This is a genomic window from Streptomyces sp. NPDC001890 (genome assembly GCF_042891445.1).
Taxonomy (GTDB): Bacteria; Actinomycetota; Actinomycetes; order Streptomycetales; family Streptomycetaceae; genus Streptomyces.
The window spans coordinates 680436-702962 of record NZ_JBIATE010000001.1 but is presented as its reverse complement, the minus strand read 5'-3'; the positions used below and the strand labels follow the sequence as shown (position 1 = coordinate 702962).

Genomic DNA, 22527 nt, shown 5'->3' with positions numbered 1-22527 from the left:
TCAGACGATGTAGAAGAGGTGATTGAGCGGCAGCCGCTCGGCCGGTTCGATGGTGGCGGGCTCGCCGTCCACGGTGACCTTGTACGTCTCCGGGTCCACCTCGATGCGTGGCAGCGCGTCGTTGCGCACCATGTGCTGCTTGCCGATGGTCCGGCAGCGCCGCACGGGCTCGATCCGCCGTCGCAGCCCCAGCTCCTCGGGGACCCCGGCGGCGATGGACGCCTGCGACATGAACGTCACCGAGGTGCGTTGCTTCGCCCGGCCGTGGGTGCCGAACATCGGCCGGTAGTACACCGGTTGGGGCGTCGGCAGCGAGGCGTTCGGGTCGCCTATCAGGGCCCAGTTGACCATGCCGCCCTTGATGATCAGCCTGGGCTTGGCGGCGAAGGAGTGGATCGGCCAGAGCACGATGTCGGCGAGCTTGCCGGGCTCCAGGGAACCGATCACGTCCGCGGCGCCGACCGCCGTCGCGGGGTTGATCGTCAGCTTGGCCAGGTAGCGCAGGACCCGCGCGTTGTCGTTGCGGGAGCTGTCCTCGGCCAGCGGGCCGCGCATCTCCTTGCAGTGGTGTGCCGTCTGGAAGGCGCGCAGGAAGGACTCGCCGACCCGGCCCATGGCCTGGGAGTCGGAGGAGAAGATGCTGATGACCCCGAGGTCGTGCAGCACGGTCTCGGCCGCGATCGTCTCGGCCCGCACCCGGCTGTCGGCGAACGAGACGTCCTCGGGGATGTCACGGGACAGGTGGTGGCAGACCATCACCATGTCCAGCAGCTCGTCCACCGCGTTGACCGTGTACGGAAGGGTCGGGTTGGTGGAGGCCGGCAGTACGTTGGCCTCGCCCGACACCCGGATGATGTCGGGGGCGTGGCCGCCGCCCGCGCCCTCGGTGTGGAAGGTGTGGATGGTCCGGCCGTCGATCGCGGAGAGGGTGTCCTCGTAGAAGCCGCCCTCGTTGAGGGTGTCGGTGTGGATGGCCATCTGTACGTCGTGCTCGTCGGCGACCCGCAGCGCGGTGTCGATCGCGGCGGGGGTGGCGCCCCAGTCCTCGTGCACCTTGAGCCCGGCCGCTCCCGCCTCGACCTGCTCCCGCAGCGCCTCGGGCAGGCTGCCGTTGCCCTTGCCGAGCAGTCCCACGTTGACCGGCAGGTCCTCCACGGCCTCCAGCATCCGGTGGATGTTCCAGGGGCCGGGGGTGCAGGTGGTGCCGTTGGTTCCGTCGGTGGGTCCGGTGCCGCCGCCGAAGAAGGTGGTGATGCCGTTGGACAGGCCCTCCTGGGCCTGCTGGGGCGCGATGAAGTGGATGTGCGTGTCGACGCCCCCGGCGGTGGCGATGAGGTGCTCGCCGGAGATCACCTCGGTGCCGGGGCCGATGACGAGCTTGGGGTCGACACCGTTCTGCAGATGCGGGTTCCCCGCCTTGCCGACGCCGACGATCAGGCCGCCGCGGACCCCGATGTCACCCTTGACCACGCCGAGGACCGGGTCGAGGACCACGACGTTGGTGATGACGAGGTCCAGGGCGCCCTCGCGGTTCAGCGCGGAGGGATCCTGGGCCATGCCGTCCCGGATGGCCTTGCCGCCCCCGTAGACGGCCTCTTCCCCGTAGGAACCGGCGTTGTGGTCGTACTCGACCTCGACGATCAGATTGGTGTCGGCCAGGTGGAACCGGTCGCCCACGGTGGGACCGAACAGGTCCGTGTACTGCTTGCGCGGGATGATCGCCATCAGTTCCGCTCCTCTTCGTCGTTCTTCTCGGTTCCGGACCCGGGCTGTACGAAGCCGAGTTCCGCGGCGCGGCGGAGCGCGTCGCGCCGCGTGTCCGGGGCCGACAGGCCGCCGTTGACGAGTGCGGCGAAACCGTTGAGCCGGCCGGTGCCGCCGAAGGCGCACAGCTCCACCTCGCGGGTGTCGCCGGGCTCGAAGCGCACGGCGGTCCCGGAGGGGATGTCCAGGCGCATGCCGTAGGCGGCCTCGCGGTCGAAGCGCAGGGCGCGGTTGATCTCGAAGAAGTGGTAGTGGGAACCGATCTGGACGGCCCGGTCACCGGTGTTGGCGACGGTGAGCCTGGTCCTGGCACGGCCGGCGTTGATCTCCACGGGTTCGTCCCCGTAGAGGTAGTGGGCTCCGCCCGACATGTGTCTCTCCTCCGTGTCCGGTGGGTCTCAGGCGCCGACGCTGATCGGGTCGTGGCAGGTGACCAGCTTCGTCCCGTCGACGAAGGCCGTCTCGACCTGGAGGACGGTGAGCATCTCCCGTACGCCGGGCATCACGTCGTCGCCCGAGACGACCTTGCGGCCCAGCTCCATGCATTCGGCGACGGTGTGGCCGTCGCGCGCGGCCTCCAGGACGGCCTCGGTGATCAGGGCGGCGGCTTCGCTGTAGTTGAGCTTGGTTCCCCGGTCCCTGCGGCGGCGGGCCAGGTCCGCGACCACGTAGACGTGGAGTTTGTCGATTTCCCGCGGTGCGAGGTTCATGGCGTCACGTCAGCTTTCTCGAAGGAGTTTCCTCGAAGGCGTTTCCCGAAGGGGAACCCGGGCCGGTCCAGAGCCGGAGCGGCTGCCAGGAAGAGCCAGGTCGTCACGGTGAACGGCCAGGTGAAGGGGGTGGTGCCGGACGGCTGGGCGAAGGCTTCCCAGGCGGCACTGAAGGGGACCGAGGCCACGGCGGCGAGCGCGGCGTACCCGGCGGTCCACGGGGTGGGGGTCAGGAAGGTGGCGGCCAGCGCGATCGCGCAGAGCACCGCGTTGTAGCCGTACAGCCCCTCGGTGATCCTGTCCGCGGGCAGCCCCGCCGCGCAGGCGGTGAGCAGCGCGAGGACGCTGCCGCCGACCGCCGCGAGGGCCGCGGTCCGGGAGGCGACGAGGAGCCCGGCGAGCAGGATCAGACCCGCGTACCAGTTGTCCAGGAAGAAGATCTGGCCGATGTTGTTGCAGAACGCGCGCCAGACCTCGGCGGCCGTCAGCTCGGTGAACCCCGCAACCCGGTCGGCCACGCCCGCGGTGACCGGGGCGCCGGGCAACGCCATCGTCAGCGCTCCGACGACCAGGCAGTAGGGGGCCGTCAGGACCGGCAGCCCGAGCGGGGCGAGGAGCCGCCCCGCGGCGGCGGCCGGCACCGAGCAGACGGCCGCGCCGAGCACGGCCAGCACCGCGGTCTGCCAGGAGGCACCGAGCCGTACGACGAGGGCGATGCCGGTCAGGCAGCCGCAGTAGCCCTGGAGCCCCTTGCTCACCCCCTGCCGGTCGGCACCCAGCAGGACCGCCGCCCCGGCGGACGAGGCGGCGCCGAGCAGGCCGTACACCCCGATACGCCACCCGCCGGTGAACAGCGCGAGGGTGAACAGCAGCCCGGACCAGGGACTGGAGACGAGTGCCACCTGGGCGACGCCGCGCAGTTGCACCAGTCCGGCGCGGAGGGAACCCCAGTCCGGTCCCGGCGCCGCCCGTTCTCCCTGCGCCGCCTGCTCCGCTGCGGGCATGTCATCTCCTTCGAGGACATGGCGAATCGACCCGTACCCCTCCGGCACCCCGGGGGATCGGGATCTTGATCAACAATCTGTTGAGACGGTACGCCCGGCAACAGCACGACAGCGGCGCCCAGTTGGCGCATCCCCATGTGACGGCACGAACACGGTCAGGCATGTCCGCAGATGAGGGGCGCGCCCGCGGGGCGCCCGGCGGGGTGTTCCGGCCCCGCGTCCGAGGGATCTTTGGTCAGAGGTTGAATGTTTCGTACCTGTTGCTTGACCGATCGTTTGACGGAACAGGGAAGTCGCGGCCGCACGCCTTCCCGTACCGCGCACTCAGGCATTCCGACCGGGAAAACGTCACCATGGAATGCCGGCTCTCACGGCACGAGCACGGCGCAACGACATGAGCGGCAGGCAGGGACACCATCCCTGCCTGCCGCTCACCGAAGGTACAGAAAGGCTGCGAGATCGCTATCAAGCGCCTGGATGACGATCAGATTTCGTCCGTCCTCGACAATTGACCTGCCGGACCGCCCTCAGTCCTCCGGCGGAAAGACGACCTCCCCCGTCCCGATCAGCGTGATCGTGATCGCTTCGACCGGGCACCCCTCGGCGGCCACGAGGACCTTCTCGTCGGCGTCGGTCTCCGGGTCCGACGGGTGCGACTGCCGGGCGGTGTCCAGCGCGAACCGGCCCGGCGCGTGGTTCAGGCACATCCCGGAGCCGATGCAGATGCTCCGGTCGACCTCGACGGCCCAGCGGTCCCCCATTACTCCCCCTCGTATCCGGCCGGCAGGTGGATCATCTTGTGCTCGAAGTACTCGCCGTACCCCTCGGGGCCGAACTCCCGGCCCAGGCCGGAGTTCTTGTACCCGCCGAACGGGCCGAGCATGTCGAGGCTGAAGGTGTTCACGCTGTACGTGCCCGTCCTGACCCGGCGGGCGATGTCGATGCCGCGTTCGGTGTCGGCGGTCCAGACGCTGCCGCTGAGGCCGTAGTCGGAGTCGTTGGCGATCCGTACGGCCTCGTCCTCGTCGCCGTACGGCAGCAGGCAGATGACGGGGCCGAAGATCTCCTCGCGGGCGATGCGCATGGAGTTGTCCACGTCACCGAAGAGGGTCGGCTCGACGTACCAGCCCCGCTCCTGGGACGCCGGACGGCCGCCACCGGTAAGGATCTTGGCGCCCTCGTCCTGCCCGATCCTGATGTAGTCCAGCGAGCGTTCCTGCTGGCGCCGCGCGACCAGCGGGCCGAGTTCGGTGGCCGGGTCGAGCGGATCGCCGACCTTCAGCGCACCCGCCGCGGCGGCGAACGCCTCGGCCGTCTCGTCGTAGCGGGAGCGCGGTACGAGGATGCGGGTCTGGGCCACGCACGCCTGGCCGTTGATCATCCAGGCGAAGGGGACGATGCCCGCGACGGCGGTGTCCAGATCGGCGTCGGGAAGGATCACGGCGGCGGACTTGCCGCCCAGCTCCAGGGTGACCCGGGTGAGATTGCGGGAGGCGACCTCCATCACCCGGCGCCCGGCGGCCACCGACCCGGTGAACGACACCTTGTCGACGCCGGGGTGCCCGACCAGGTACTCGCTGACCTCGCGGTCGGCCGGAAGGATCGACAGCACGCCCTCCGGCAGCCCGGCATCGGCGGCGATCTCGGCCAGGATGTAGGCGTCCAGCGGTGATTCGGGCGAGACCTTGAGCACGGCGGAGCAGCCGGCCAGCAGCGCGGGCGCGAGCTTGGCGGCGGCGGTGAACTGCGGAACGTTCCACGGCACCACGGCCGCGACCACCCCGACCGGCTCCCGCCGCACCAGCAGCGGCCCGAGCGCCCCGTTCCGCCGCTCCTCGTAAGCGAATTCGCGGGCGACGGTGATCGCCGAGTCCCACACCATCATCGCGGCGAGGGCCTGCACCATGACGCTCGACGTGTACGGGGTGCCGTTCTCCGAGCTGATGACCCGGGCGATCTCCTCGTACCGGACGGCGAACGCGTCCTTGATCCGGGTCACCACCGCGATCCGCTCGTCCAGGCTCATCCGGGGCCAGGGCCCCTCGTCGAACGCCCGCCGCCCGGCGGCGACGGCCGCGTCCACGTCCGCCTCACAGGCATGTGGCACCCGGCCGATGACCTGCTCGGTGTGGGGCGAGACGACCTCGATGGTGTCCTGGCCCAGCGGATCGACCAACTCCCCGCCGATGAACAGTTTTCCGTGTTCGACAAGCTCGGTCATGGCTGCTGCCTCCCGCGGCGCGGTGCGTTGCCCGAATCGACGTCCGGTCCGGATCGGCATCCGACCCGGCATCCGATTCAGGATCTGACTCTGTGTCAGAACTGATACCAGTTCCAGTTCCAGGAGTCCACGTCCGCGACAGCACCCCGAACCAGATGGTCGACCGGGGCTACTACTGGAACAAGTTCTCGTTACAGTGGGCGCGACGCACCCACATGCGGGCGCGACGGAGCGCAGCCGCACGTCGTCGAGAGAGATGGGGACCTCATGGCGCAGGTGACCGACCACGGCGGGGGCGTGCACAGCATCAAGGTGCCCATCCCGGACAATCCGCTCGGCCACACCCTCGTACACGTCCTGGACACCGATCGGGGACCGGTTCTGATCGACACCGGCTGGGACGATCCCGAGGCCTGGGACACGCTCGTCGCCGGACTCGCCGCCGTCGGTACGGAGATGGCCGACATCCACGGGGTGGTCATCACCCACCACCACCCCGACCACCACGGGCTCTCCGGGCAGGTGCGCGAGGCCTCCGGGGCCTGGATCGCCATGCACGCGGCGGACACCGCGATCGTGCGCCGCACCCGGGAGAACGAACCCGGCAGGTGGCTGACATATCTCGCGGCCAAGCTCACCGCGGTCGGTGCGCCCGAGGAGCATCTCGCGCCGTTGCGGGCCGCCGCGGCCGGCGGGGGCCGGATGCGGACGCTGCCGGGGCTGCGGGCCGCGCTCCCGGACCGCGAGATCGTCCCCGGTGAGCTGCTCGATCTGGCGGGGCGCAGGCTGCGGGCGATCTGGACGCCGGGGCACACGCCGGGGCATGTGTGCCTGCACCTGGAAGAGGATCACCCGGGCAATCTGCCGGGCCGGGGGCGGCTCTTCTCGGGGGACCACCTGCTGCCGGGAATCAGTCCGCACATCGGGCTGTACGAGGACCCGGACGACGCCACGGCCACCGACCCCCTCGGCGACTACCTCGACTCGCTGGAACGGATCGGCAGGCTCGGTGCCGCCGAGGTGCTGCCCGCCCACCAGTACGCCTTCACCAATGCGGCGGGGCGGGTACGGGAGCTCCTCGGGCATCACGAGGAGCGGCTGACCGGGCTGCTCGGGCTGCTGGCGCAGCCGCTGACGCCGTGGGAGCTGGCCGAGCGGATGGAGTGGAACCGGCCCTGGGAGCAGATCCCGCACGGCTCCCGGAACATCGCCGTCTCGGAGGCGGAGGCGCATCTGCGGCGACTGGTGAAGCTCGGGCGCGCGGAGGCGGTGCCGGGGACCGGTCCGGTGGCGTACATCGCGGTGTGAGGAGGGGCGGGGTGCGGCGGTGAGGGGTGGGGTGCGTTGCGGTGTGATGGCCGCGTGCCTCGCGTGCCTCGCGTGCCTCGCGTGCCTCGCGTGCCTCGCGGTGCGAGCGCGGCCCGCGGTGCGGAGCGGAGCGGCGTGACGTACGTCTCGGTGTGATCAGGGGCGCTCCTCCCGGCCCGGACCCCGACCGGACCCGCCCGGTACAGTGTGCGGGTCGTCATCATGCCCGTTCAGGGGGAAGCCGGTGCGAATCCGGCACTGACCACGCAGCCGTGAACCGTCTTCGCAGGCGGTGAGTCGGAATGCCCTGTCCGCGGTCGTGACCGGCTCGGACCACCGGATCCCCCGGTGGTCGGCACCGTCGAGGTATACGGAGCCGGAGCCTGGTGCCTGAGCGTGCCTGTGCCCGGTTCACCCCGCAGGAGAGGCCCCGCCCGCCATGACCGTACGTCGCAGCGCAGCAACGCTCGCCGCCACCGCCGCCGTGCTCTGCGCGGCCGCTGCGCCGGTCGCGGTGGCAGCGCCGTCCCCGTCGCCCTCGCCGTCCGTCGCGCTGCCCTCGGGGCTGTACGGCACGGCGGACCCCACCTACGACGGCGTGTGGCGGCAGTCGATGGCCTTCCTCGCCCAGCGGCTCGAAGGGGTCACCCCGGCCACGAAGTCGGTGGACTGGCTGATCTCCCAGCAGTGCGCCGACGGCTCCTACGCCGCGTTCCGGCCCGACGTCTCCAAGCCGTGCGACGCGAAGACCGTGCGGGACACCAACGCCACCGCGGCCGCCGCCCAGGCGCTGGTCGAGGTGGGCGGGCACCGCGAGACCGTGAACAACTCGGTCCGCTGGCTGAAGTCCGTGCAGAACGAGGACGGCGGCTGGGGCTACACCGCGGGCGCGCCCAGCGACGCCAACTCCACCTCCCTGGTGATCGGCGCCCTCGCCCGGCAGGGGCAGCGGCTCGCGGACATCACGACCCCCGGCGGCAAGACCCCCTACGATCCGCTGCTCGCGCTCGCGATCCCGTGCGGCGGGAAGGACGGCGGCGCCTTCGCGTACCAGGCCGACAAGAAGGGCGGGCTCACCGCCAACGCGGACGCCACCGCGGCCGCCGTGCTCGGCACGATGGGCAAGGCGATGGCGGTCGGCAACAACGCCGCGGGCAAGGCACCGACCTGCCGGACCGGTTCCCCCCTCACGCCCGAGCAGGCCGCCCAGAACGGCGCCCACTACCTCACCGGTGCCCTCGCCGGCAGCGGCCACCTGAACCAGGCGCCGATGCCCGGTGCCACCGACACCACCCCGCAGCCCGACTTCGGCAACACCGCGGACGCGGTCGTCGCGCTCTCCGCGGCCGGCCACCAGGACAAGGCCGCCGGGGCCATCGCCTGGCTGAAGAAGAACTCCGCGGACTGGGCCGCCCAGAGCGGACCCGCCGCCTACGCCCAGCTGATCCTGGCCGCCCACGCGACCGGCGACAACGCCCGGGACTTCGGCGGCGTCGACCTGGTCGCCCGGCTGAACGCGGCCGGCCCCGAGCCCGCCGCCGTGGTGACGCCCGACCCGTCCGCCGACACCGGGTACGAGCCCACGGAGAAGGACCAGGTCCACAGCGGCGACGACGTGATCGGGGGCGTGTGGTGGTACATCGGTATCGGCCTCGTCCTCGCCGCGATCGCGTTCTTCCTGATCAGCGGTCGCCGGAAGAACAGGCAGCCGTGAGGCGCGCGGGACGGGCCGCCGCGCTGCTGGTGGCCCTGGGCGCCGTCCTGGCCGTGCTCGGCGCGGGACCGGCCCAGGCGGCCGGCTACCGGTACTGGTCGTTCTGGGAGAGCTCCGGCTCCGACTGGACGTACGCCACCCAGGGCCCGTCCCTGGTCCGGCCGGACGACGGGGCGGTGCAGGGCTTCCGGTTCTCGGTCAGCGAGGACTCCCAGGACTCGGCGAAGCCGCGCCGCGCCCCCGACTTCGCGAAGATCTGCGCCAACACCCCGGCGAAGGACGGCACCAAGCGGATCGCGCTCGTCATCGACCCGGGCACGGCCGCGGACGCCCCGGCAGGGGAGACACCGCCCGCGCCGCGTACCGCGTGTGCGCGGGTCGCCCCGGACGCGAGCGCCGCGGAGGCGCTCGCCGCGGTGGCGAAGCCGCTGCGCTACAGCAGCGACGCGATGCTCTGCGCCATCACCGGCTACCCGGGCTCCGGCTGCGGCGAACAGGTCTCCGGGAACGGTGACGGGGGCGGCGCGCCTGCCGCGTCGGCCTCCGCCTCACCTGCCGGGTCCGCGGCCTCCGGCGGTTCCGGCGGTTCCGGCGGCGGCCCGTCCGCCGGGGTGCTCGTCGGTGTCGGTGCCGTGCTCCTCCTCGGCATCGCCGCGGTCGCGCAGTCCCGCCGCCGCCGCGGATGACCGCCCAGGCCGGCTCCGCGGTCCTGGCGCGCCGTCGTCCGCTGCGCGCCCCCGAGGCGACCCGGAGCAACGCCCTGCCCGCCGGGGCCTGGTGGCTGTGGGCGCTCGGACTCGCCACCGCCGCGTCCCGGACCACCAATCCGCTGCTGCTCGGGCTGCTGATCGCGGTGGCCGGCTATGTGGTCGCCGCGCGCCGTACGGACGCGCCGTGGGCCCGTTCGTACGGGGCGTTCATCCGGATCGGGCTGTTCGTCGTCGGTGTGCGGCTGGTCTTCTCCGTCTTCCTCGGTTCGCCGATCCCCGGTACGCACACGGTGTTCACGCTCCCCGAAGTGCCGCTGCCCGACTGGGCGAAGGGGGTCAGGATCGGCGGCCGGGTCACCGCCGAGCAGCTGCTCTTCGCGCTGTACGACGGGGCGAGGCTGGCCACGCTGCTGATCTGCGTCGGCGCGGCGAACTCGCTCGCCAACCCGGCCCGGCTGCTGAAGTCGCTGCCGGGCGCGCTGTACGAGGCGGGGGTCGCCGTCGTCGTCGCGATGACGTTCGCGCCGAACATGGTCGCCGACGTGATGCGGCTGCGCACCGCGCGGCGGCTGCGGGGCCGTCCGACCGGCGGCGTCAAGGCGGTCCTCCAGATCGGACTGCCGGTCCTGGAGGGCGCGTTGGAGCGGTCGGTCGCGGTGGCCGCGTCGATGGACGCGCGCGGCTACGGGCGCACCGCCCAGGTCCCGCCCGCCGTCCGCCGCACCACGAACGTCCTCACGCTCGGCGGGCTGCTCGGGGTGTGCGCCGGTACGTACGGGCTGCTGGCCGCGCAGGGCGCGGTGTACGGGCTGCCGGTGCTGATCGCCGGGCTCGTCGCCGCCCTGGCCGGGCTGCGGCTCGGCGGGGCCCGGTCGGTCCGTACCCGCTACCGGCCCGACCGGTGGGGTGCGCGGGCCTGGCTGGTCGCGGGTTCGGGTGTCGCGGTGGCGGTGGCGATGATCTGGGCGGGCGGTGTCGACGGGGCGGCGCTGCACCCCGGGGTCGTACCGCTGGTCGCGCCGGTGCTTCCGCTGTGGCCCGCGGCGGCCGTGCTGATCGGGCTGCTGCCCGCGGTGGTGGCGCCGGTGCCGCCGCCGATGGGTGCGCCCGCGGGTGCGCCTGTGGGTGCGCCGAATTCCAAGGAGATCCAGTGATCCGGTTCGAGCAGGTCTCGGTGCGGTACGAGGGGACGGAGCGCCCCACCCTGTCCGGGGTCGACCTGACCGTGCCCGAGGGCGAGCTGGTGCTGCTCGTCGGACCGTCCGGGGTCGGCAAGTCGACGCTGCTGGGTGCCGTTTCCGGTCTGGTGCCGCACTTCACCGGCGGCACGCTGAGCGGCCGGGTCACGGTCGACGGGCGTGACACCCGTACCCACAAACCGCGTGAACTCGCCGACCTGGTCGGCACGGTGGGCCAGGACCCGCTCTCCCACTTCGTCACCGACACGGTCGAGGACGAACTGGCGTACGGCATGGAGTCGCTGGGCCTGGCCCCCGACGTGATGCGGCGGCGGGTCGAGGAGACCCTGGACCTGCTGGGGCTCGCCGGGCTGCGCGACCGGCCGATCGCCACGCTCTCCGGCGGTCAGCAGCAGCGGGTCGCGATCGGTTCCGTCCTCACCCCGCACCCGAAGGTCCTGGTCCTCGACGAGCCGACGTCCGCCCTGGACCCGGCGGCGGCCGAGGAGGTCCTCGCCGTGCTGCAACGGCTGGTGCACGACCTGGGTACGACGGTCCTGATGGCGGAGCACCGGCTGGAGCGGGTGGTGCAGTACGCGGACCGGGTCGTCCTGCTGCCGTCGCCGGGCGCCGCCCCGGTCATGGGCGGGCCCGCGGACGTCATGGCCGTCTCCCCGGTCCACCCGCCGGTCGTCGCGCTGGGCCGGCTGGCGGGATGGGAGCCGCTGCCGCTGTCGGTCCGCGATGCCCGGCGCCGGGCTGCGGACCTGCGCGAACGGCTGGCGCCGGTGCGCCCGCCCGCCCCGGAGCCGGTGGCCGCTCCCGGCCCGGTGCCGCTGAGCCCCTCCCCCGAGCGGCGCGGTGTCCTGGCCCGGCTGCTGGGGCGCGGCGGGCGGGCGGCCGATGTGCCCGAGCCGGTCACCGACGTCACGGCCCGGGTCGAACGGCTCGGCGTACGGCGCGGGCGCGTCGAGGCGCTGCGCCGGGTGACGCTCACCGTCGCCCCCGGCGAGACCGTCGCCCTGATGGGCCGCAACGGCGCGGGCAAGTCCACCCTGCTGGCCACCCTCGTCGGCATGGTCGAGCCCACCACCGGCACCGTCCTCGTCGGCGGCCGGGCCCCGCACCGCACCCAGCCGCGCGAGATGGTGCGCCGGGTCGGGCTCGTACCGCAGGAACCGCGCGATCTGCTGTACGCGGACACCGTCGCCGCCGAGTGCGCTGCGGCGGACAGCGACGCGGGCGCCGCCCCCGGCAGCTGCCGGGCCCTGGTCTCCGAGCTGCTGCCGGGCGTACCGGACGACACCCATCCCCGTGATCTCTCCGAGGGCCAGCGCCTCGCGCTCGCCCTGGCCGTCGTGCTCACCGCGCGGCCCCCGCTGCTGCTCCTGGACGAGCCGACCCGTGGCCTGGACTACGCCGCGAAGGCCCGGCTGGTCGGGGTGCTCCGGGGCCTCGCGGCCGACGGCCACGCGATCGTGCTGGCCACGCACGACGTGGAGCTCGCCGCGGAGCTGGCGCACCGGGTGGTGATCCTCGCCGACGGGGAGGTCGTCGCGGACGGGGAGACCCGGCAGGTGGTGGTCTCGTCCCCGGCGTTCGCCCCGCAGACCGCGAAGATCCTCGCCCCGCAGGAGTGGCTGACCGTGGCCCAGGTGCGCGCCGCGCTGGGAGAGCCGTCATGAGCGGGCGCCAGGTGCGGCCGGTACGGCTCGGGCCGCGGGCGATCGCCGCGCTCGTTCTCATCAGCGCGATCGGGGTGGTCGCGTTCGGCTGGCCGCTGCTGGCCGGCCCCGATGCCGGTCTGGCGCACTCGCGGGACGCGCCGTGGCTGTTCGCCGCGCTGCTGCCGCTGCTGGTCGGGGTGGTCGTCGCGATGATCGCGGACTCCGGTCTGGACGCGAAGGCGGTGGCGATGCTGGGGGTGCTGGCCGCGGTCGGCGCGGCGCTGCGGCCGCTGGGGGCGGGCACGGCGGGGCTGGAGCCGATGTTCTTCCTGATGGTGCTGAGCGGCCGGGTGCTCGGGCCCGGCTTCGGCTTCGTGCTCGGCGCGGTGACGATGTTCGCCTCCGCACTGCTCACCGGCGGGGTGGGGCCGTGGATGCCGTTCCAGATGCTGGCGATGGGCTGGTTCGCGATGGGCGCGGGCCTGCTGCCGGGCCCGGACCGGCTGCGCGGGCGGGGCGAGCTGCTGATGCTGGCGGGGTTCGGCTTCGTGGCGTCGTTCGCGTACGGCACGGTGATGAACCTGTACGGCTGGACGATGGTGCCGCCGGCCGGCTCGGGCGTCTCGTTCCACGCGGGCGATCCACTGGCGGACAACCTGGTCCGCTTCCTGGCGTACTGCGCGGCCACCTCGCTCGGCTGGGACCTGGGCCGGGCGGTGCTCACCGCGGTACTGACGCTGGCCGTCGGTCCGGCGCTGCTGAAGGCGCTGCGACGGGCCACCCGACGCGCCAACTTCGAGGCCCAGGTCACATTTGACGCTCCCCGCGAGTGAGGGCTCCCACAGGCCATTGGTCCTCCACTATGCGGGGTAGTGGCCTGGCGTGAATCGCGGGACCCGCTCGGCGCCCCGTCCGACCTGCCATGACGCCTTCGGGCCGGTCGGGGCGGTCCGGGGCCCTTCGGTCCGGGTACGAGACGGGCTCGTACCCGGGGTCGTTGCCACGGCTGAACGCCGCCGCTAACACTGGATGAGTCGCCGAGCACCGCAGCGTCCGCCGAACCGGACCGCGGTCGACGAAGACCGGCCCACCCGCACGACCGCACGATCCGGACCGGCCCGCGACCTCCCCCGTACCCGACGTCAGGACTTCTCTGTGTCGTTCGCCCGCAACATCCTCGCCAAGCCCCGCACCGCCCGCCGCAAGTCCGCCGTCGCCGGCGCCGCCGTGCTCCTCGGCGCCACCGGTCTGGGCCTCGGCGTCACGCCGGCCATGGCCGCTCCGGCCGCCGCGCCGACGTCCGTCGGAGCGAGCGCGCAGGCCACGGCGAAGGCGATGATCGGCGACGCCGCGCAGTTCCGGTGCTTCAGCAACATCGTCCAGCACGAGAGCGGCTGGAACCCCAGCGCGACCAACGCCTCCTCCGGCGCCTACGGTCTCGTGCAGGCCCTGCCCGGCTCGAAGATGGCCTCCGCCGGTGCCGACTGGAAGACCAACCCCTCCACCCAGATCAAGTGGGGCATGGACTACATGAACTCCCGCTACGGCAGCCCGTGCGGCGCCTGGTCGTTCTGGCAGGCCAACCACTGGTACTGAGCCGACGGCTCGTACGCAGGCTGACCCGAAGGCCCCGACCACCGGTCGGGGTCTTCGCCGTACCCGGCCCTCACCCGCCCGAGCGAATAGGGCACTTGATATCACTTGGATAACTTAATGACCCGTTAGTCCATTTAGGCGCTTTTGGCTTGCCCGTCCGTTCCCAGCGGCGGCCGACGCGTTGTCCCTTCCGTGGAACCACGAAAATTCTGGGAGCGGAACACCGTCCTGGCGGAAGCTTTCTGCGCCAGCGACGAACGTATGCGCCGCGCACAGGCGGTGCTGGACGAGACACAGGCGGAGCGGAGCCGAACGCTGGCCGCTTTCGCCGTCACGGTCGGCGACGACGGTTCGATCGCCGATTTGATGGGCCTGAACGAACGCGAGGTGCGATTAGCACGGCGCACCGTCGGCCGCAGCGACGCACGGTCCCTCGCCGAAGAGCTGTTGAAGCAGAACCTGCCGACGGCGGGCGAACCGGCGGGGAAGCCGCCCGCCGCGCCGGAACAGCCCCTGCCCCACCCGGCCGACGAGACCCCCGCACCGCCGCCGGAAGCACCGCGGCCCACCCCGGCCCGGACCCCGACCGTGACCGTGACCACGGCCGTGCCCCCCACTCCGGCCGCACCCCCGCCCCCGACCCCGACATGGATCCCGGCACCGGCACCGGCACCGGCAACCACCGGGGTCCTGGCCCACATCCCGGCTCCCTCTCCGCCCGCCGAGATGGAGCACACCGTCGTCTGGTCGCCGAGCATGGACTCCGTACTGCTGTGGAGCTGGGAGTCCGGCCTCGATCTGCAGACGGTGGCCGCCGAACTCGGCCTGGAGGTACGGGCACTGCTGATGCGGGTACAGGAGCTCGCCAACGACGGGCTGATCACGCTCGCGCACCCGGTCGCGGACGTCAGCCGGTCCGGGCGGCACCGCCGCCACGAGGAGGGATACGCGGCGCTGTTCAGCCCCACCGCCACCTTCCCCACCCACGTGCCGTACTGAGGCACGCCCCGTCGCCCCGGCGACGCGGGCCCCGGCCGGAGCATCGGCCGGGGTTCCCCCCACACCCCCACCCTCCGCGCGCGCCCCCCACGCCCCGCGCGCTCCCGCGCCCCGCGCCCCGCGCCCCGCGCCCCCCATGCTCAGTGCCGTGCGGCCACCGTGTCGAACCAGCGGACGATCTGCGGACCCGACTTCATGTACGTGGTGTTGTGGTCGGCCCCGCCCTGGTCGACCACCGGGGCGTCGACGCCCCGCGCGGCCAGATCGGCGGCGCAGTGGCGGGCGTTGGCGATCGGGACATCGGTGTCGCCGGACGAGGAGTGGAGCCGCACCGGAACGTCCGGTTTCCAGTCGCAGCTGCCGTCCTGGGCGCGCGCCGCGGCCAGCAGTCCGCCGGTGGGGTGCTGGAGCCGGCGGTAGTAGTCGTCGGTGAGCAGCTCCTTCAGTGTCGCGGGCAGGGCCGGGATGATCTCCTCCTCGGTGTGGTTCGTGTCGAAGAGGTCGTCCACGATCGCGGCGTACGGCTTCCGGAACGCCTCGGAGGGGTCCTTGTAGAGCGGGTGCAGCCGGCTCTGCGCGGTGAGGTAGTACGACATGTAGAAGACGGCGCTGATGTCGTTGACCCTGCCGTCGAACAGGGCAGGTGTTTCCGCGTGCTCGATGTCGTAGGGGCCCGCTACGGGGGCGAGCGCCCGGAGCCTGAAGTGCCGGTCGGCGCCGCCGTCGAGCGCCTTGCCCAGGGCCATCGCGACCTGGCCGCCCTGGGAGAAGCCGCTGGCGTACACATCGCCGGTGAGCGGCCGGTCCAGGCGCCGCGCGGCGGTGCGGGCGGCCCTCAGCATGTCGACGGAGGCGGTGACGGAGGACTTGGTGTCCATGTACGGGTGGCGTCCGGGCCCCTTGCCGAGGCCCAGGTAGTCGGGAGCGGCGACGGCGCGGCCCGCCGAGGCGTGCAGGTACGGGGCGTAGCGGCCGAAGTCCTCGCCGACGGAGGGGGCGTAGTCGCGGTGGGCCATGGTGCCGTGGGTGTCGGAGACCAGGTCGAGCCGGTGGGGGCCGCCCTTGGGCAGGGCGAGGAGGCCGGTCGCGGTGGTGGGTGCGCCCTGGGGGGTGACGGTGCGGTAGGTGAGGCGGTAGGCGCGCAGTCCGTGGCGGACTGTACCGGTGTCCATGCCGCCCGAGGAGAGGAACCGGGCGACGTCCGCGCGGTCGAGGTCGGCCACGGGGGTGACGCTCAGCAGGGCTCCTCTGCCGTGCGCGGCGTACGGGTGCTGCGCCCCGGGTGCCTCAGGGGTCCCGGCGGCCCCGGGGGTCCCTGTGGGCTGTTGTGCCACGGCCGGTGCGATACCGAGGGCGGCCAGGACCATCACCGCGGCGGCCGCCGTCGTCCGGCGGGCGATGCGCCGCCCATTGCATGAAGTCCGGTGTCCCGTACGCATGTTGTCGTTGTCCATGGCCACGACGCTAGGCGGCCGGGCGCCGCGCCGGCATCGGCGTGGGCCCCCGGCCCGGGGTGCACCTGACGACACCCCCGGACCGGGGGCCACCCCTGCGCGGGGCGCTTGCGGTCAGAGCCGCTGGATGATCGTCCCGGTCGCCAGCGCGCCGCCCGCGCACATCGTGATGAGCGCGAACTCCTTGTCCCGGCGCTCCAGTTCGTGCAGCGCCGTGGTGATCAGCCGGGCCCCGGTGGAACCCACCGGGTGGCCGAGCGCGATGGCTCCGCCGTTGACGTTGACCTTTTCGAGGTCCTGCTCGAAGACCTGCGCCCAGCTCAGCACCACCGACGCGAAGGCCTCGTTGATCTCGACGATGTCGATGTTCTTGAGCGACATCCCCGCCTTGCCGAGCACCGCGCGGGTCGCGTCGATCGGCCCGTCCAGGTGGAAGTGCGGGTCCGAGCCGACCAGGGCCTGGGCGACGATCCGGGCGCGCGGCTTGAGCTTGAGGGCGCGCGCCATCCGCTTGGAGGCCCACATGATCGCGCAGGCGCCGTCGGATATCTGCGAGGAGTTGCCCGCGGTGTGGATGGCGGTGGGCATGACGGGCTTGAGCCGGCCAAGCCCCTCCATGGTGGTGTCGCGCAGTCCTTCGTCCCGGTCGACCAGGCGCCACATGCCCTGCCCGGCCGCCTGCTCCTCCTCGGTGGTCGGCACCTGGACGGCGTACGTCTCCCGTTTGAACCGCTCCTCCGCCCAGGCGACGGCGGCCCGTTCCTGCGAGATCAACCCGAGCGAGTCGACGTTCTCCCTGGTCAGTCCGCGCTTACGGGCGATGCGCTCGGCGGCCTCGAACTGGTTGGGCAGATCGACGTTCCACTCGTCGGGCCAGGGCTTGCCCGGTCCGTGCTTGGAACCGCTGCCCAGCGGCACCCGCGACATGGCCTCGACGCCGCAGCTGATGCCGACGTCGATGACTCCGGCCGCGATCATGTTGGCCACCATGTGGGATGCCTGCTGCGAGGAACCGCACTGGCAGTCCACGGTGGTGGCGGCGGTCTCGTACGGGAGGCCCACGGCGAGCCAGGCGTTGCGGGCCGGGTTCATGGACTGTTCGCCGGCGTGGGTGACGGTGCCGCCGACGATCTGTTCGACGCAGTCGGCGTGAATGCCGGTGCGGCCGAGGAGTTCTCGGTAGGTCTCGCCCAGCAGATAGCCGGGGTGCAGATTGGCGAGCGCGCCTCCGCGCTTGCCGATGGGGGTGCGTACGGCTTCGACGATGACGGGTTCCGCGGCCATGAGCTCGTCCTCTCCTCGCGCTTCCGCAGGGGCGTCCCGGCGCCCGCGGATGGAACTAGTACGCGTTCTAGTTCTGCAAGCAGTCTTATGAGGCTTACCCCCGGTACGCAAGAGTGCTGCACGCCCTTGCGCACCACTTCATACCGGCCTCACTCACCCTTCACGCAACAGAACGGACCGCCGCTCTTGCCAGTTGTAGAACTCGTTACTACCTTTCCGTCAACATCTGATGGGTCGTCAGGCAACGTCCGGGCGGCCCTCGGACCGACCTGGAGCTGCCGATGTCCTGCCCCCATCTGCCCGCAGGGTTCGACTTCACCGATCCCGATCTGCTCCAAGCCCGCATCCCGCACCCCGAGTTCGCGCAGATGCGGCAGACCGCACCGGTCTGGTGGTGCGCCCAGCCGACCGGCATCTCCGGTTTCGACGACGAGGGCTACTGGGTCGTCACCCGGCATGCGGACGTCAAGTACGTCTCCACCCACCCCGAGCTGTTCTCCTCGAACACCAACACCGCGGTCATCCGCTTCAACGAGTCGATCAGCCGGGACCAGATCGAGGTCCAGAAGCTGATCATGCTGAACATGGACCCGCCCGAGCACACCCGGGTCCGCCAGATCGTCCAGCGCGGCTTCACCCCCCGGGCGGTGCGCTCCCTGGAGCAGGCGCTGCGCGACCGCGCCCGTTCGATCGTCGAGACCGCGCTCGCCTCCGCCGACGAGGACGGATCGTTCGACTTCGTCACCAACATCGCCGTCGAGCTGCCGCTCCAGGCGATCGCGGAACTCATCGGCGTACCGCAGGAGGACCGGTCCAAGATCTTCGACTGGTCCAACAAGATGGCCGCGTACGACGATCCCGAGTACGCGATCACCGAGGAGGTCGGCACCGAGGCGGCCATGGAGATCGTCTCGTACTCGATGAACCTGGCGGCCGCCCGCAAGGAGTGCCCGGCCAAGGACATCGTCTCCCAACTGGTCGCCGCGGAGGGCGAGGGGAACCTCTCCTCCGACGAGTTCGGCTTCTTCGTGATCCTGCTCGCCGTGGCCGGCAACGAGACCACCCGCAACGCCATCAGCCACGGCATGCACGCCTTCCTCACCCACCCCGACCAGTGGGAGCTCTACAAGAGCGAACGCCCGGAGACGACCGCCGAGGAGATCGTCCGCTGGGCCACCCCCGTGGTCTCCTTCCAGCGGACCGCCACCCAGGACACCGAACTGGGCGGGCAGCGGATCAAGAAGGGGGACCGGGTCGGGCTGTTCTACTCGTCGGCCAACAACGACCCCGAGGTCTTCGAGAACCCGGAGACCTTCGACATCAGCCGCGATCCCAACCCCCACCTCGGCTTCGGCGGCGGCGGACCGCACTTCTGCCTCGGCAAGTCCCTCGCCGTGATGGAGATCAACCTGATCTTCAACGCGATCGCGGACGTACTGCCCGATCTGCGGCTGGTCGGCGATCCACGGCGGTTGCGCTCGGCGTGGCTCAACGGGATCAAGCAGCTTCAGGTCAGCACCGCCAGGAGCTGACCCGCTGCCGTCCGTACGCCGGAGACGTGCGCAGGAGAAGTACGCAGGAGACCTGGGCCGGAAACGCACGCCGGAACCGTACGCCGGAGACGCGCCTCCCTCCGAACCCCCGCGCGGGAGGCGCACAACGGCGCGAGGATCATGGCGGGCATGCACGCCCTGCTCTCCGCCTTCGCGCCCATCTGGATGCTCACCGCGGTCGGCTACGCGGTCGGCCGCAGCGGACTGCTCGGTGCGCAGGCGGAGGCTGTGCTCGGCCGGTTCGTCTTCCATGTGGCCATGCCCGCCGCGCTGTTCACCATGGTTTCCGGGGCCCGGCTGAACACCTTCGCCAACTCCTCGATGGTGGCCTTCGCGGCGGGCACCGCGCTGGTCTGCGGCCTCGGATTCCTGGCGGCCGGGCGGCTCTTCGGGCGGGGCACGGCGGACCGGGCGATCGGCAGCATGACGTCGGGCTACGTCAACTCCGCCAATCTCGGCATCCCGGTGGCGGTCCAGGTGCTCGGCGACGCGTCGTTCGTCGCCCAGATCATCCTGTTCCAGGTCCTGTTGGTCTCCCCGGTGATCCTCGCGCTGCTGGACTCGGGGACGGGGGCCGGGGCTGGGGCTGGGACGGGGGCGAAGCCGGGCTCCGGGAGGGCGGTCGTGTTCCGGCGGATGCTGACCATGCCGGTCCGCAACCCCATCATCATGGCCTCGTTGCTCGGGGTGGCCGTGTCCGCGCTCGGCCTGCGGCTGCCGCACGCGCTCGCCCACTCCTGCGATCTGCTCGGCGCCGCCGCCGTACCGACGGCCCTGATCACACTGGGTCTGTCCCTGAACGCCCGCCCGGCCGCCCCCGGTTCGGCGGAGCTCGTGCGAAACACGGCACGGCCGGAGCGCACGGCACGGCCCGAGCACATGGAACAACCGGTGCGCACGGCGCGGCCGGTGCGCACGGCGCGTGCCGAGGTCGTCGTGGCGGTGGCGCTCAAGACGCTGGTCCAGCCCCTGACGGCCCTGGCCGTCGGCGGCCCGCTGCTGCATCTGCCGGAGCACCAACTGCTCGCCGTGGTGCTCTGCTCGGCTCTGCCGACCGCTCAGAACGCCTTCATCTACGCCCAGCAGTACGGTCTGGACACCCGGCCGGCCCGCAATGCCGTGGTGACCTCGACGGTGGTCTCCATGGGCACGCTCTCCCTCGCCACCTGGGCCCTGGGAACGACCGGCCCCTGAGCCGTTCGAGTGGCGGACTCGGGCCGGCGGGCGGATGCTGGTCAGGCGGCGATCCACGCCGAAGGGGTGCCAGGACGATGTGTTCGTCCCGGCACCCCTTCGGCCCTCCGGGGCTCCGGCCCATCGGCGCCGTCAGAGCTGCTTGCTGCCCAGTGCCTCGTCCGTCGCTCTCGGTTCCGGCACCGGCGCCGACGGCTCCGGGCCGACCCGCGTTCCGGTCACCGCCGGTACGGCCGCCGGGCGCGGCCTCCGCGGACCGGCCAGCGCGTGGGTGAGCGCGAAGCCGAGCATGACCACGGCCGCTCCGCCCACCGCGTCCAGCACCCAGTGATTGGCCGTGGCGACGATCGCGGAGACCGTGAACAGCGGGTGCAGCAGCCCCAGCGCCTTCATCCACGCCCTCGGGGCCAGTACGACGACGACCGCACCGCACCAGAGCGACCAGCCGAAGTGCAGCGAGGGCATCGCCGCGTACTGATTGGTCATCGCGGTCAGGCTCCCGTAGTCCGGCTTCGCGAAGTCCTGGACGCCGTGGACCGTGTCGATGAAGCCGAGCCCCGGCATCAGGCGCGGCGGGGCCAGCGGGTAGAGCCAGAAGCCCACCAGCGCGAGCACCGTGGCGAAGCCGATGGCGGTGCGGGCCCAGCGGTAGTCGGCGGGACGCCGTACGTAGAGCACACCGAGGATCGCCAGCGGCACGATGAAGTGGAACGTCGAGTAGTAGTAGTCGAAGAAGGCCCTCAGCCAGCCGATGTCCACGACCGCGTGGTTGACCCGGTGTTCGATGTCGATGTGCAGCCACTGCTCGATGGCGTGGATCCGGCGGCCGTGGTGTTCGGCGGTGCCGCGGCCGGCCGTCGCCGCGAGCCTGACCTGGGCGTACGCGGAGTACACGACCCTGATCAGGAGCAGTTCCAGCAGCAGGTTGGGCCGGCTGAGCACCCGCCGCCAGTACGGCGGCAGCGGAATCCGGCTCCGGCGGGCCGGGACCGGGTCGGCCCGGTCCGTGGGAACCGGGTGCTGCCAGTGCTCCGAGGCGCGCGGCAGGAACGGCACGACGCAGGCCGCGGCGAGCGCGGCGATCAGCAGCACGTTGTCGCGTAAGGGGAAGAGCACCTCGATGTTCGGCAGCAGCATCGTCCCCGGCAGCGTGAGGACGAGCGCCACGACGGCGGGCCAGACCAGCCGGTCGCGGGCCCGCCTCCCGACCCGGCCGACCACGGCGAGCAGCACCCAGAGCAGCTGGTACTGCCAGGCGGCCGGCGAGACGGCGACGGCGACGCAGCCGGTCACGGCGACGGCGAGGAGCAACTGCCCGTCGCTCGCGTACCGGGCGGCACGGCGCAGCCCCAGGAGGCAGACGGCGACCGCCAGCGCCGCGAAGAGCGCGGCCTCCGGCGGACCCGTGAGCCCGAACCGGAGCAGGGCACCGTGCAGGGACTGGTTGGCGAGGCTGTCCGCGCTGCCGCCGAGCCCGGTGCCCGCGACATGGTGCACCCAGTACGTCCACGAGTCGCCCGGCAGCGCGGCCCAGGCGAGCGCCGTGCAGACGGCGAACAACGCGCCGCCGGTCGCCGCGGCCTGCCGACGCCCGGTCAGCCGGAGGAGTACGGCGAAGAGCAGCACGGTCGGCTGGAGTGCGGCCGCCAGCCCGATCAGGACACCCGAGGCGCGTTCCCCGCGGACCGCGCAGCAGCCCAGCAGCACCAGCAGGACCGGCAGGACGCTGGTCTGCCCCAGGTGCAGCGCGTTGCGGACCGGCAGCGAGAGCATCAGCAGGCTGATCGCGACGGGTGCGGCCAGCAGCGCGGTACGGCGGGCCACCGGCCCCGGCAGCGCACGCGCGGCGACGACGCCCAGCGCGGCGACGAGCAGCAGCGAGCCGAAGGTCCAGACGACGCCCAGGTTCTGTTCCGCGGCACGGATCAGCGGTTTCAGCACCAGCCCGGCGAAGGGGGTGCCGGTGAACCGGTCGCTGTCGTACAGCGACCCCGGCACGCGCAGGACGCTCTTCCCGCTGATCCAGGCCGTCAGGTCGGTGAGCCGTTCGCCCGGTGGCTGCCCTATCACCACCGCCATCTGCCGTACGGCCAGCGCGGCCACGATCAGCCAGAGCAGGACCCGGGCCGCCCCGGTCCTCGCTCCGGTCGCCGGATTTCCCCGCACACTGT

At 72.2% G+C, this 22527-nt stretch carries 19 protein-coding genes and 1 riboswitch; of the genes, 10 read left to right on the top strand and 9 right to left on the bottom strand.

Features of this window, described 5'->3' with window-relative positions:
• The 6 genes from ureC to ACFYY1_RS03030 form a co-directional block, all read right to left on the bottom strand.
• Entirely contained in the window at nt 1–1725 is a 1725-nt protein-coding gene (gene ureC / locus ACFYY1_RS03055) for an urease subunit alpha (RefSeq protein ID WP_388580020.1), read from the bottom strand.
• Complete coding sequence (locus ACFYY1_RS03050; protein ID WP_388580017.1) at nt 1725–2135, bottom strand: urease subunit beta; 411 nt, start codon at nt 2133–2135, stop codon at nt 1725–1727. Before ACFYY1_RS03050 ends, ureC begins: the two co-directional genes overlap by 1 nt.
• A 27-nt stretch (nt 2136–2162) precedes the next feature.
• Nucleotides 2163–2474, bottom strand: a complete 312-nt coding sequence (locus tag ACFYY1_RS03045; RefSeq protein WP_388580014.1) for an urease subunit gamma — start codon at nt 2472–2474, stop codon at nt 2163–2165.
• Complete coding sequence (locus ACFYY1_RS03040; protein ID WP_388580011.1) at nt 2471–3478, bottom strand: urea transporter; 1008 nt, start codon at nt 3476–3478, stop codon at nt 2471–2473. The genes ACFYY1_RS03045 and ACFYY1_RS03040 overlap by 4 nt, the downstream gene beginning before the upstream one ends.
• Before the next feature lie 527 nt (nt 3479–4005).
• Nucleotides 4006–4239: a ferredoxin gene (locus ACFYY1_RS03035; protein WP_388580009.1), complete on the bottom strand. Its 234-nt coding sequence runs from the start codon at nt 4237–4239 to the stop codon at nt 4006–4008.
• A complete protein-coding gene (locus tag ACFYY1_RS03030; protein ID WP_388580006.1) occupies nt 4239–5699 on the bottom strand; it encodes an aldehyde dehydrogenase in 1461 nt (486 codons plus the stop codon). Before ACFYY1_RS03030 ends, ACFYY1_RS03035 begins: the two co-directional genes overlap by 1 nt.
• 267 nt (nt 5700–5966) lie before the next feature.
• Between ACFYY1_RS03030 and ACFYY1_RS03025 the strand changes: the two genes are divergently transcribed.
• The 8 genes from ACFYY1_RS03025 (at nt 5967) to ACFYY1_RS02990 (ending at nt 14871) form a co-directional block, all read left to right on the top strand.
• Nucleotides 5967–7007 carry an MBL fold metallo-hydrolase gene (locus ACFYY1_RS03025; RefSeq protein ID WP_388580003.1) on the top strand — a complete coding sequence of 347 codons (1041 nt, stop codon included), beginning with the start codon at nt 5967–5969 and terminating at the stop codon, nt 7005–7007.
• 194 nt (nt 7008–7201) lie between these two features.
• Nucleotides 7202–7337: riboswitch (cobalamin riboswitch) on the top strand.
• A gap of 109 nt (nt 7338–7446) precedes the next feature.
• Nucleotides 7447–8721, top strand: coding sequence for a prenyltransferase/squalene oxidase repeat-containing protein (locus ACFYY1_RS03020; RefSeq protein WP_388580001.1), 1275 nt, complete (start codon nt 7447–7449; stop codon nt 8719–8721).
• Nucleotides 8718–9407, top strand: a complete 690-nt coding sequence (locus tag ACFYY1_RS03015) for an SCO2322 family protein (protein WP_388579998.1) — start codon at nt 8718–8720, stop codon at nt 9405–9407. The genes ACFYY1_RS03020 and ACFYY1_RS03015 overlap by 4 nt, the downstream gene beginning before the upstream one ends.
• The gene (locus tag ACFYY1_RS03010; protein ID WP_388579996.1) at nt 9404–10585 is read left to right on the top strand and encodes an energy-coupling factor transporter transmembrane component T; all 1182 of its coding nucleotides are present in this window, start codon (nt 9404–9406) and stop codon (nt 10583–10585) included. The genes ACFYY1_RS03015 and ACFYY1_RS03010 overlap by 4 nt, the downstream gene beginning before the upstream one ends.
• A complete protein-coding gene (locus ACFYY1_RS03005; RefSeq protein ID WP_388579993.1) occupies nt 10582–12294 on the top strand; it encodes an ABC transporter ATP-binding protein in 1713 nt (570 codons plus the stop codon). The genes ACFYY1_RS03010 and ACFYY1_RS03005 overlap by 4 nt, the downstream gene beginning before the upstream one ends.
• On the top strand, nt 12291–13109 hold the full coding sequence (locus tag ACFYY1_RS03000) for an ECF transporter S component (RefSeq protein ID WP_388579991.1): 819 nt from the start codon (nt 12291–12293) through the stop codon (nt 13107–13109). Before ACFYY1_RS03005 ends, ACFYY1_RS03000 begins: the two co-directional genes overlap by 4 nt.
• A gap of 322 nt (nt 13110–13431) precedes the next feature.
• A complete protein-coding gene (locus tag ACFYY1_RS02995) occupies nt 13432–13872 on the top strand; it encodes a transglycosylase SLT domain-containing protein (protein ID WP_388579988.1) in 441 nt (146 codons plus the stop codon).
• 261 nt (nt 13873–14133) lie between these two features.
• Complete coding sequence (locus tag ACFYY1_RS02990; RefSeq protein ID WP_388579985.1) at nt 14134–14871, top strand: hypothetical protein; 738 nt, start codon at nt 14134–14136, stop codon at nt 14869–14871.
• 140 nt (nt 14872–15011) lie between these two features.
• On the opposite strand, the gene ACFYY1_RS02985 is transcribed toward ACFYY1_RS02990, so the two are convergent.
• The gene (locus ACFYY1_RS02985; RefSeq protein ID WP_388579982.1) at nt 15012–16325 is read right to left on the bottom strand and encodes an alpha/beta hydrolase; all 1314 of its coding nucleotides are present in this window, start codon (nt 16323–16325) and stop codon (nt 15012–15014) included.
• Nucleotides 16326–16439: 114 nt separating this feature from the next.
• Nucleotides 16440–17609 carry a steroid 3-ketoacyl-CoA thiolase gene (locus ACFYY1_RS02980; protein WP_376627276.1) on the bottom strand — a complete coding sequence of 390 codons (1170 nt, stop codon included), beginning with the start codon at nt 17607–17609 and terminating at the stop codon, nt 16440–16442.
• 281 nt (nt 17610–17890) lie between these two features.
• Here ACFYY1_RS02980 and ACFYY1_RS02975 point away from each other — a divergent pair, with 281 nt between their 5' ends.
• Nucleotides 17891–19141, top strand: a complete 1251-nt coding sequence (locus ACFYY1_RS02975) for a cytochrome P450 (protein WP_388579979.1) — start codon at nt 17891–17893, stop codon at nt 19139–19141.
• A gap of 150 nt (nt 19142–19291) precedes the next feature.
• A complete protein-coding gene (locus tag ACFYY1_RS02970; RefSeq protein WP_388579976.1) occupies nt 19292–20356 on the top strand; it encodes an AEC family transporter in 1065 nt (354 codons plus the stop codon).
• Between the two features lie 132 nt (nt 20357–20488).
• Here the strand turns inward: ACFYY1_RS02970 and ACFYY1_RS02965 are convergent, their stop codons facing one another.
• Entirely contained in the window at nt 20489–22474 is a 1986-nt protein-coding gene (locus ACFYY1_RS02965) for a bifunctional glycosyltransferase 87/phosphatase PAP2 family protein (RefSeq protein WP_388581455.1), read from the bottom strand.
• Between the last annotated feature and the right edge of the window lie 53 nt (nt 22475–22527).

Bases quoted from the DNA above. Each gene is read 5' to 3' on its own strand.
- ureC (WP_388580020.1), bottom strand. From the start codon at position 1,725: ATGGCGATCATCCCGCGCAAGCAGTACACGGACCTGTTCGGTCCCACC.
- ACFYY1_RS02990 (WP_388579985.1), top strand. From the start codon at position 14,134: ATGCGCCGCGCACAGGCGGTGCTGGACGAGACACAGGCGGAGCGGAGC.
- ACFYY1_RS03000 (WP_388579991.1), top strand. From the start codon at position 12,291: ATGAGCGGGCGCCAGGTGCGGCCGGTACGGCTCGGGCCGCGGGCGATC.
- ACFYY1_RS03030 (WP_388580006.1), bottom strand. From the start codon at position 5,699: ATGACCGAGCTTGTCGAACACGGAAAACTGTTCATCGGCGGGGAGTTG.
- ACFYY1_RS02980 (WP_376627276.1), bottom strand. From the start codon at position 17,609: ATGGCCGCGGAACCCGTCATCGTCGAAGCCGTACGCACCCCCATCGGC.
- ACFYY1_RS02975 (WP_388579979.1), top strand. From the start codon at position 17,891: ATGTCCTGCCCCCATCTGCCCGCAGGGTTCGACTTCACCGATCCCGAT.
- ACFYY1_RS02985 (WP_388579982.1), bottom strand. From the start codon at position 16,325: ATGGACAACGACAACATGCGTACGGGACACCGGACTTCATGCAATGGG.
- ACFYY1_RS03040 (WP_388580011.1), bottom strand. From the start codon at position 3,478: ATGCCCGCAGCGGAGCAGGCGGCGCAGGGAGAACGGGCGGCGCCGGGA.
- ACFYY1_RS03035 (WP_388580009.1), bottom strand. From the start codon at position 4,239: ATGGGGGACCGCTGGGCCGTCGAGGTCGACCGGAGCATCTGCATCGGC.
- ACFYY1_RS03045 (WP_388580014.1), bottom strand. From the start codon at position 2,474: ATGAACCTCGCACCGCGGGAAATCGACAAACTCCACGTCTACGTGGTC.
- ACFYY1_RS03020 (WP_388580001.1), top strand. From the start codon at position 7,447: ATGACCGTACGTCGCAGCGCAGCAACGCTCGCCGCCACCGCCGCCGTG.
- ACFYY1_RS03010 (WP_388579996.1), top strand. From the start codon at position 9,404: ATGACCGCCCAGGCCGGCTCCGCGGTCCTGGCGCGCCGTCGTCCGCTG.
- ACFYY1_RS03050 (WP_388580017.1), bottom strand. From the start codon at position 2,135: ATGTCGGGCGGAGCCCACTACCTCTACGGGGACGAACCCGTGGAGATC.
- ACFYY1_RS02970 (WP_388579976.1), top strand. From the start codon at position 19,292: ATGCACGCCCTGCTCTCCGCCTTCGCGCCCATCTGGATGCTCACCGCG.
- ACFYY1_RS03025 (WP_388580003.1), top strand. From the start codon at position 5,967: ATGGCGCAGGTGACCGACCACGGCGGGGGCGTGCACAGCATCAAGGTG.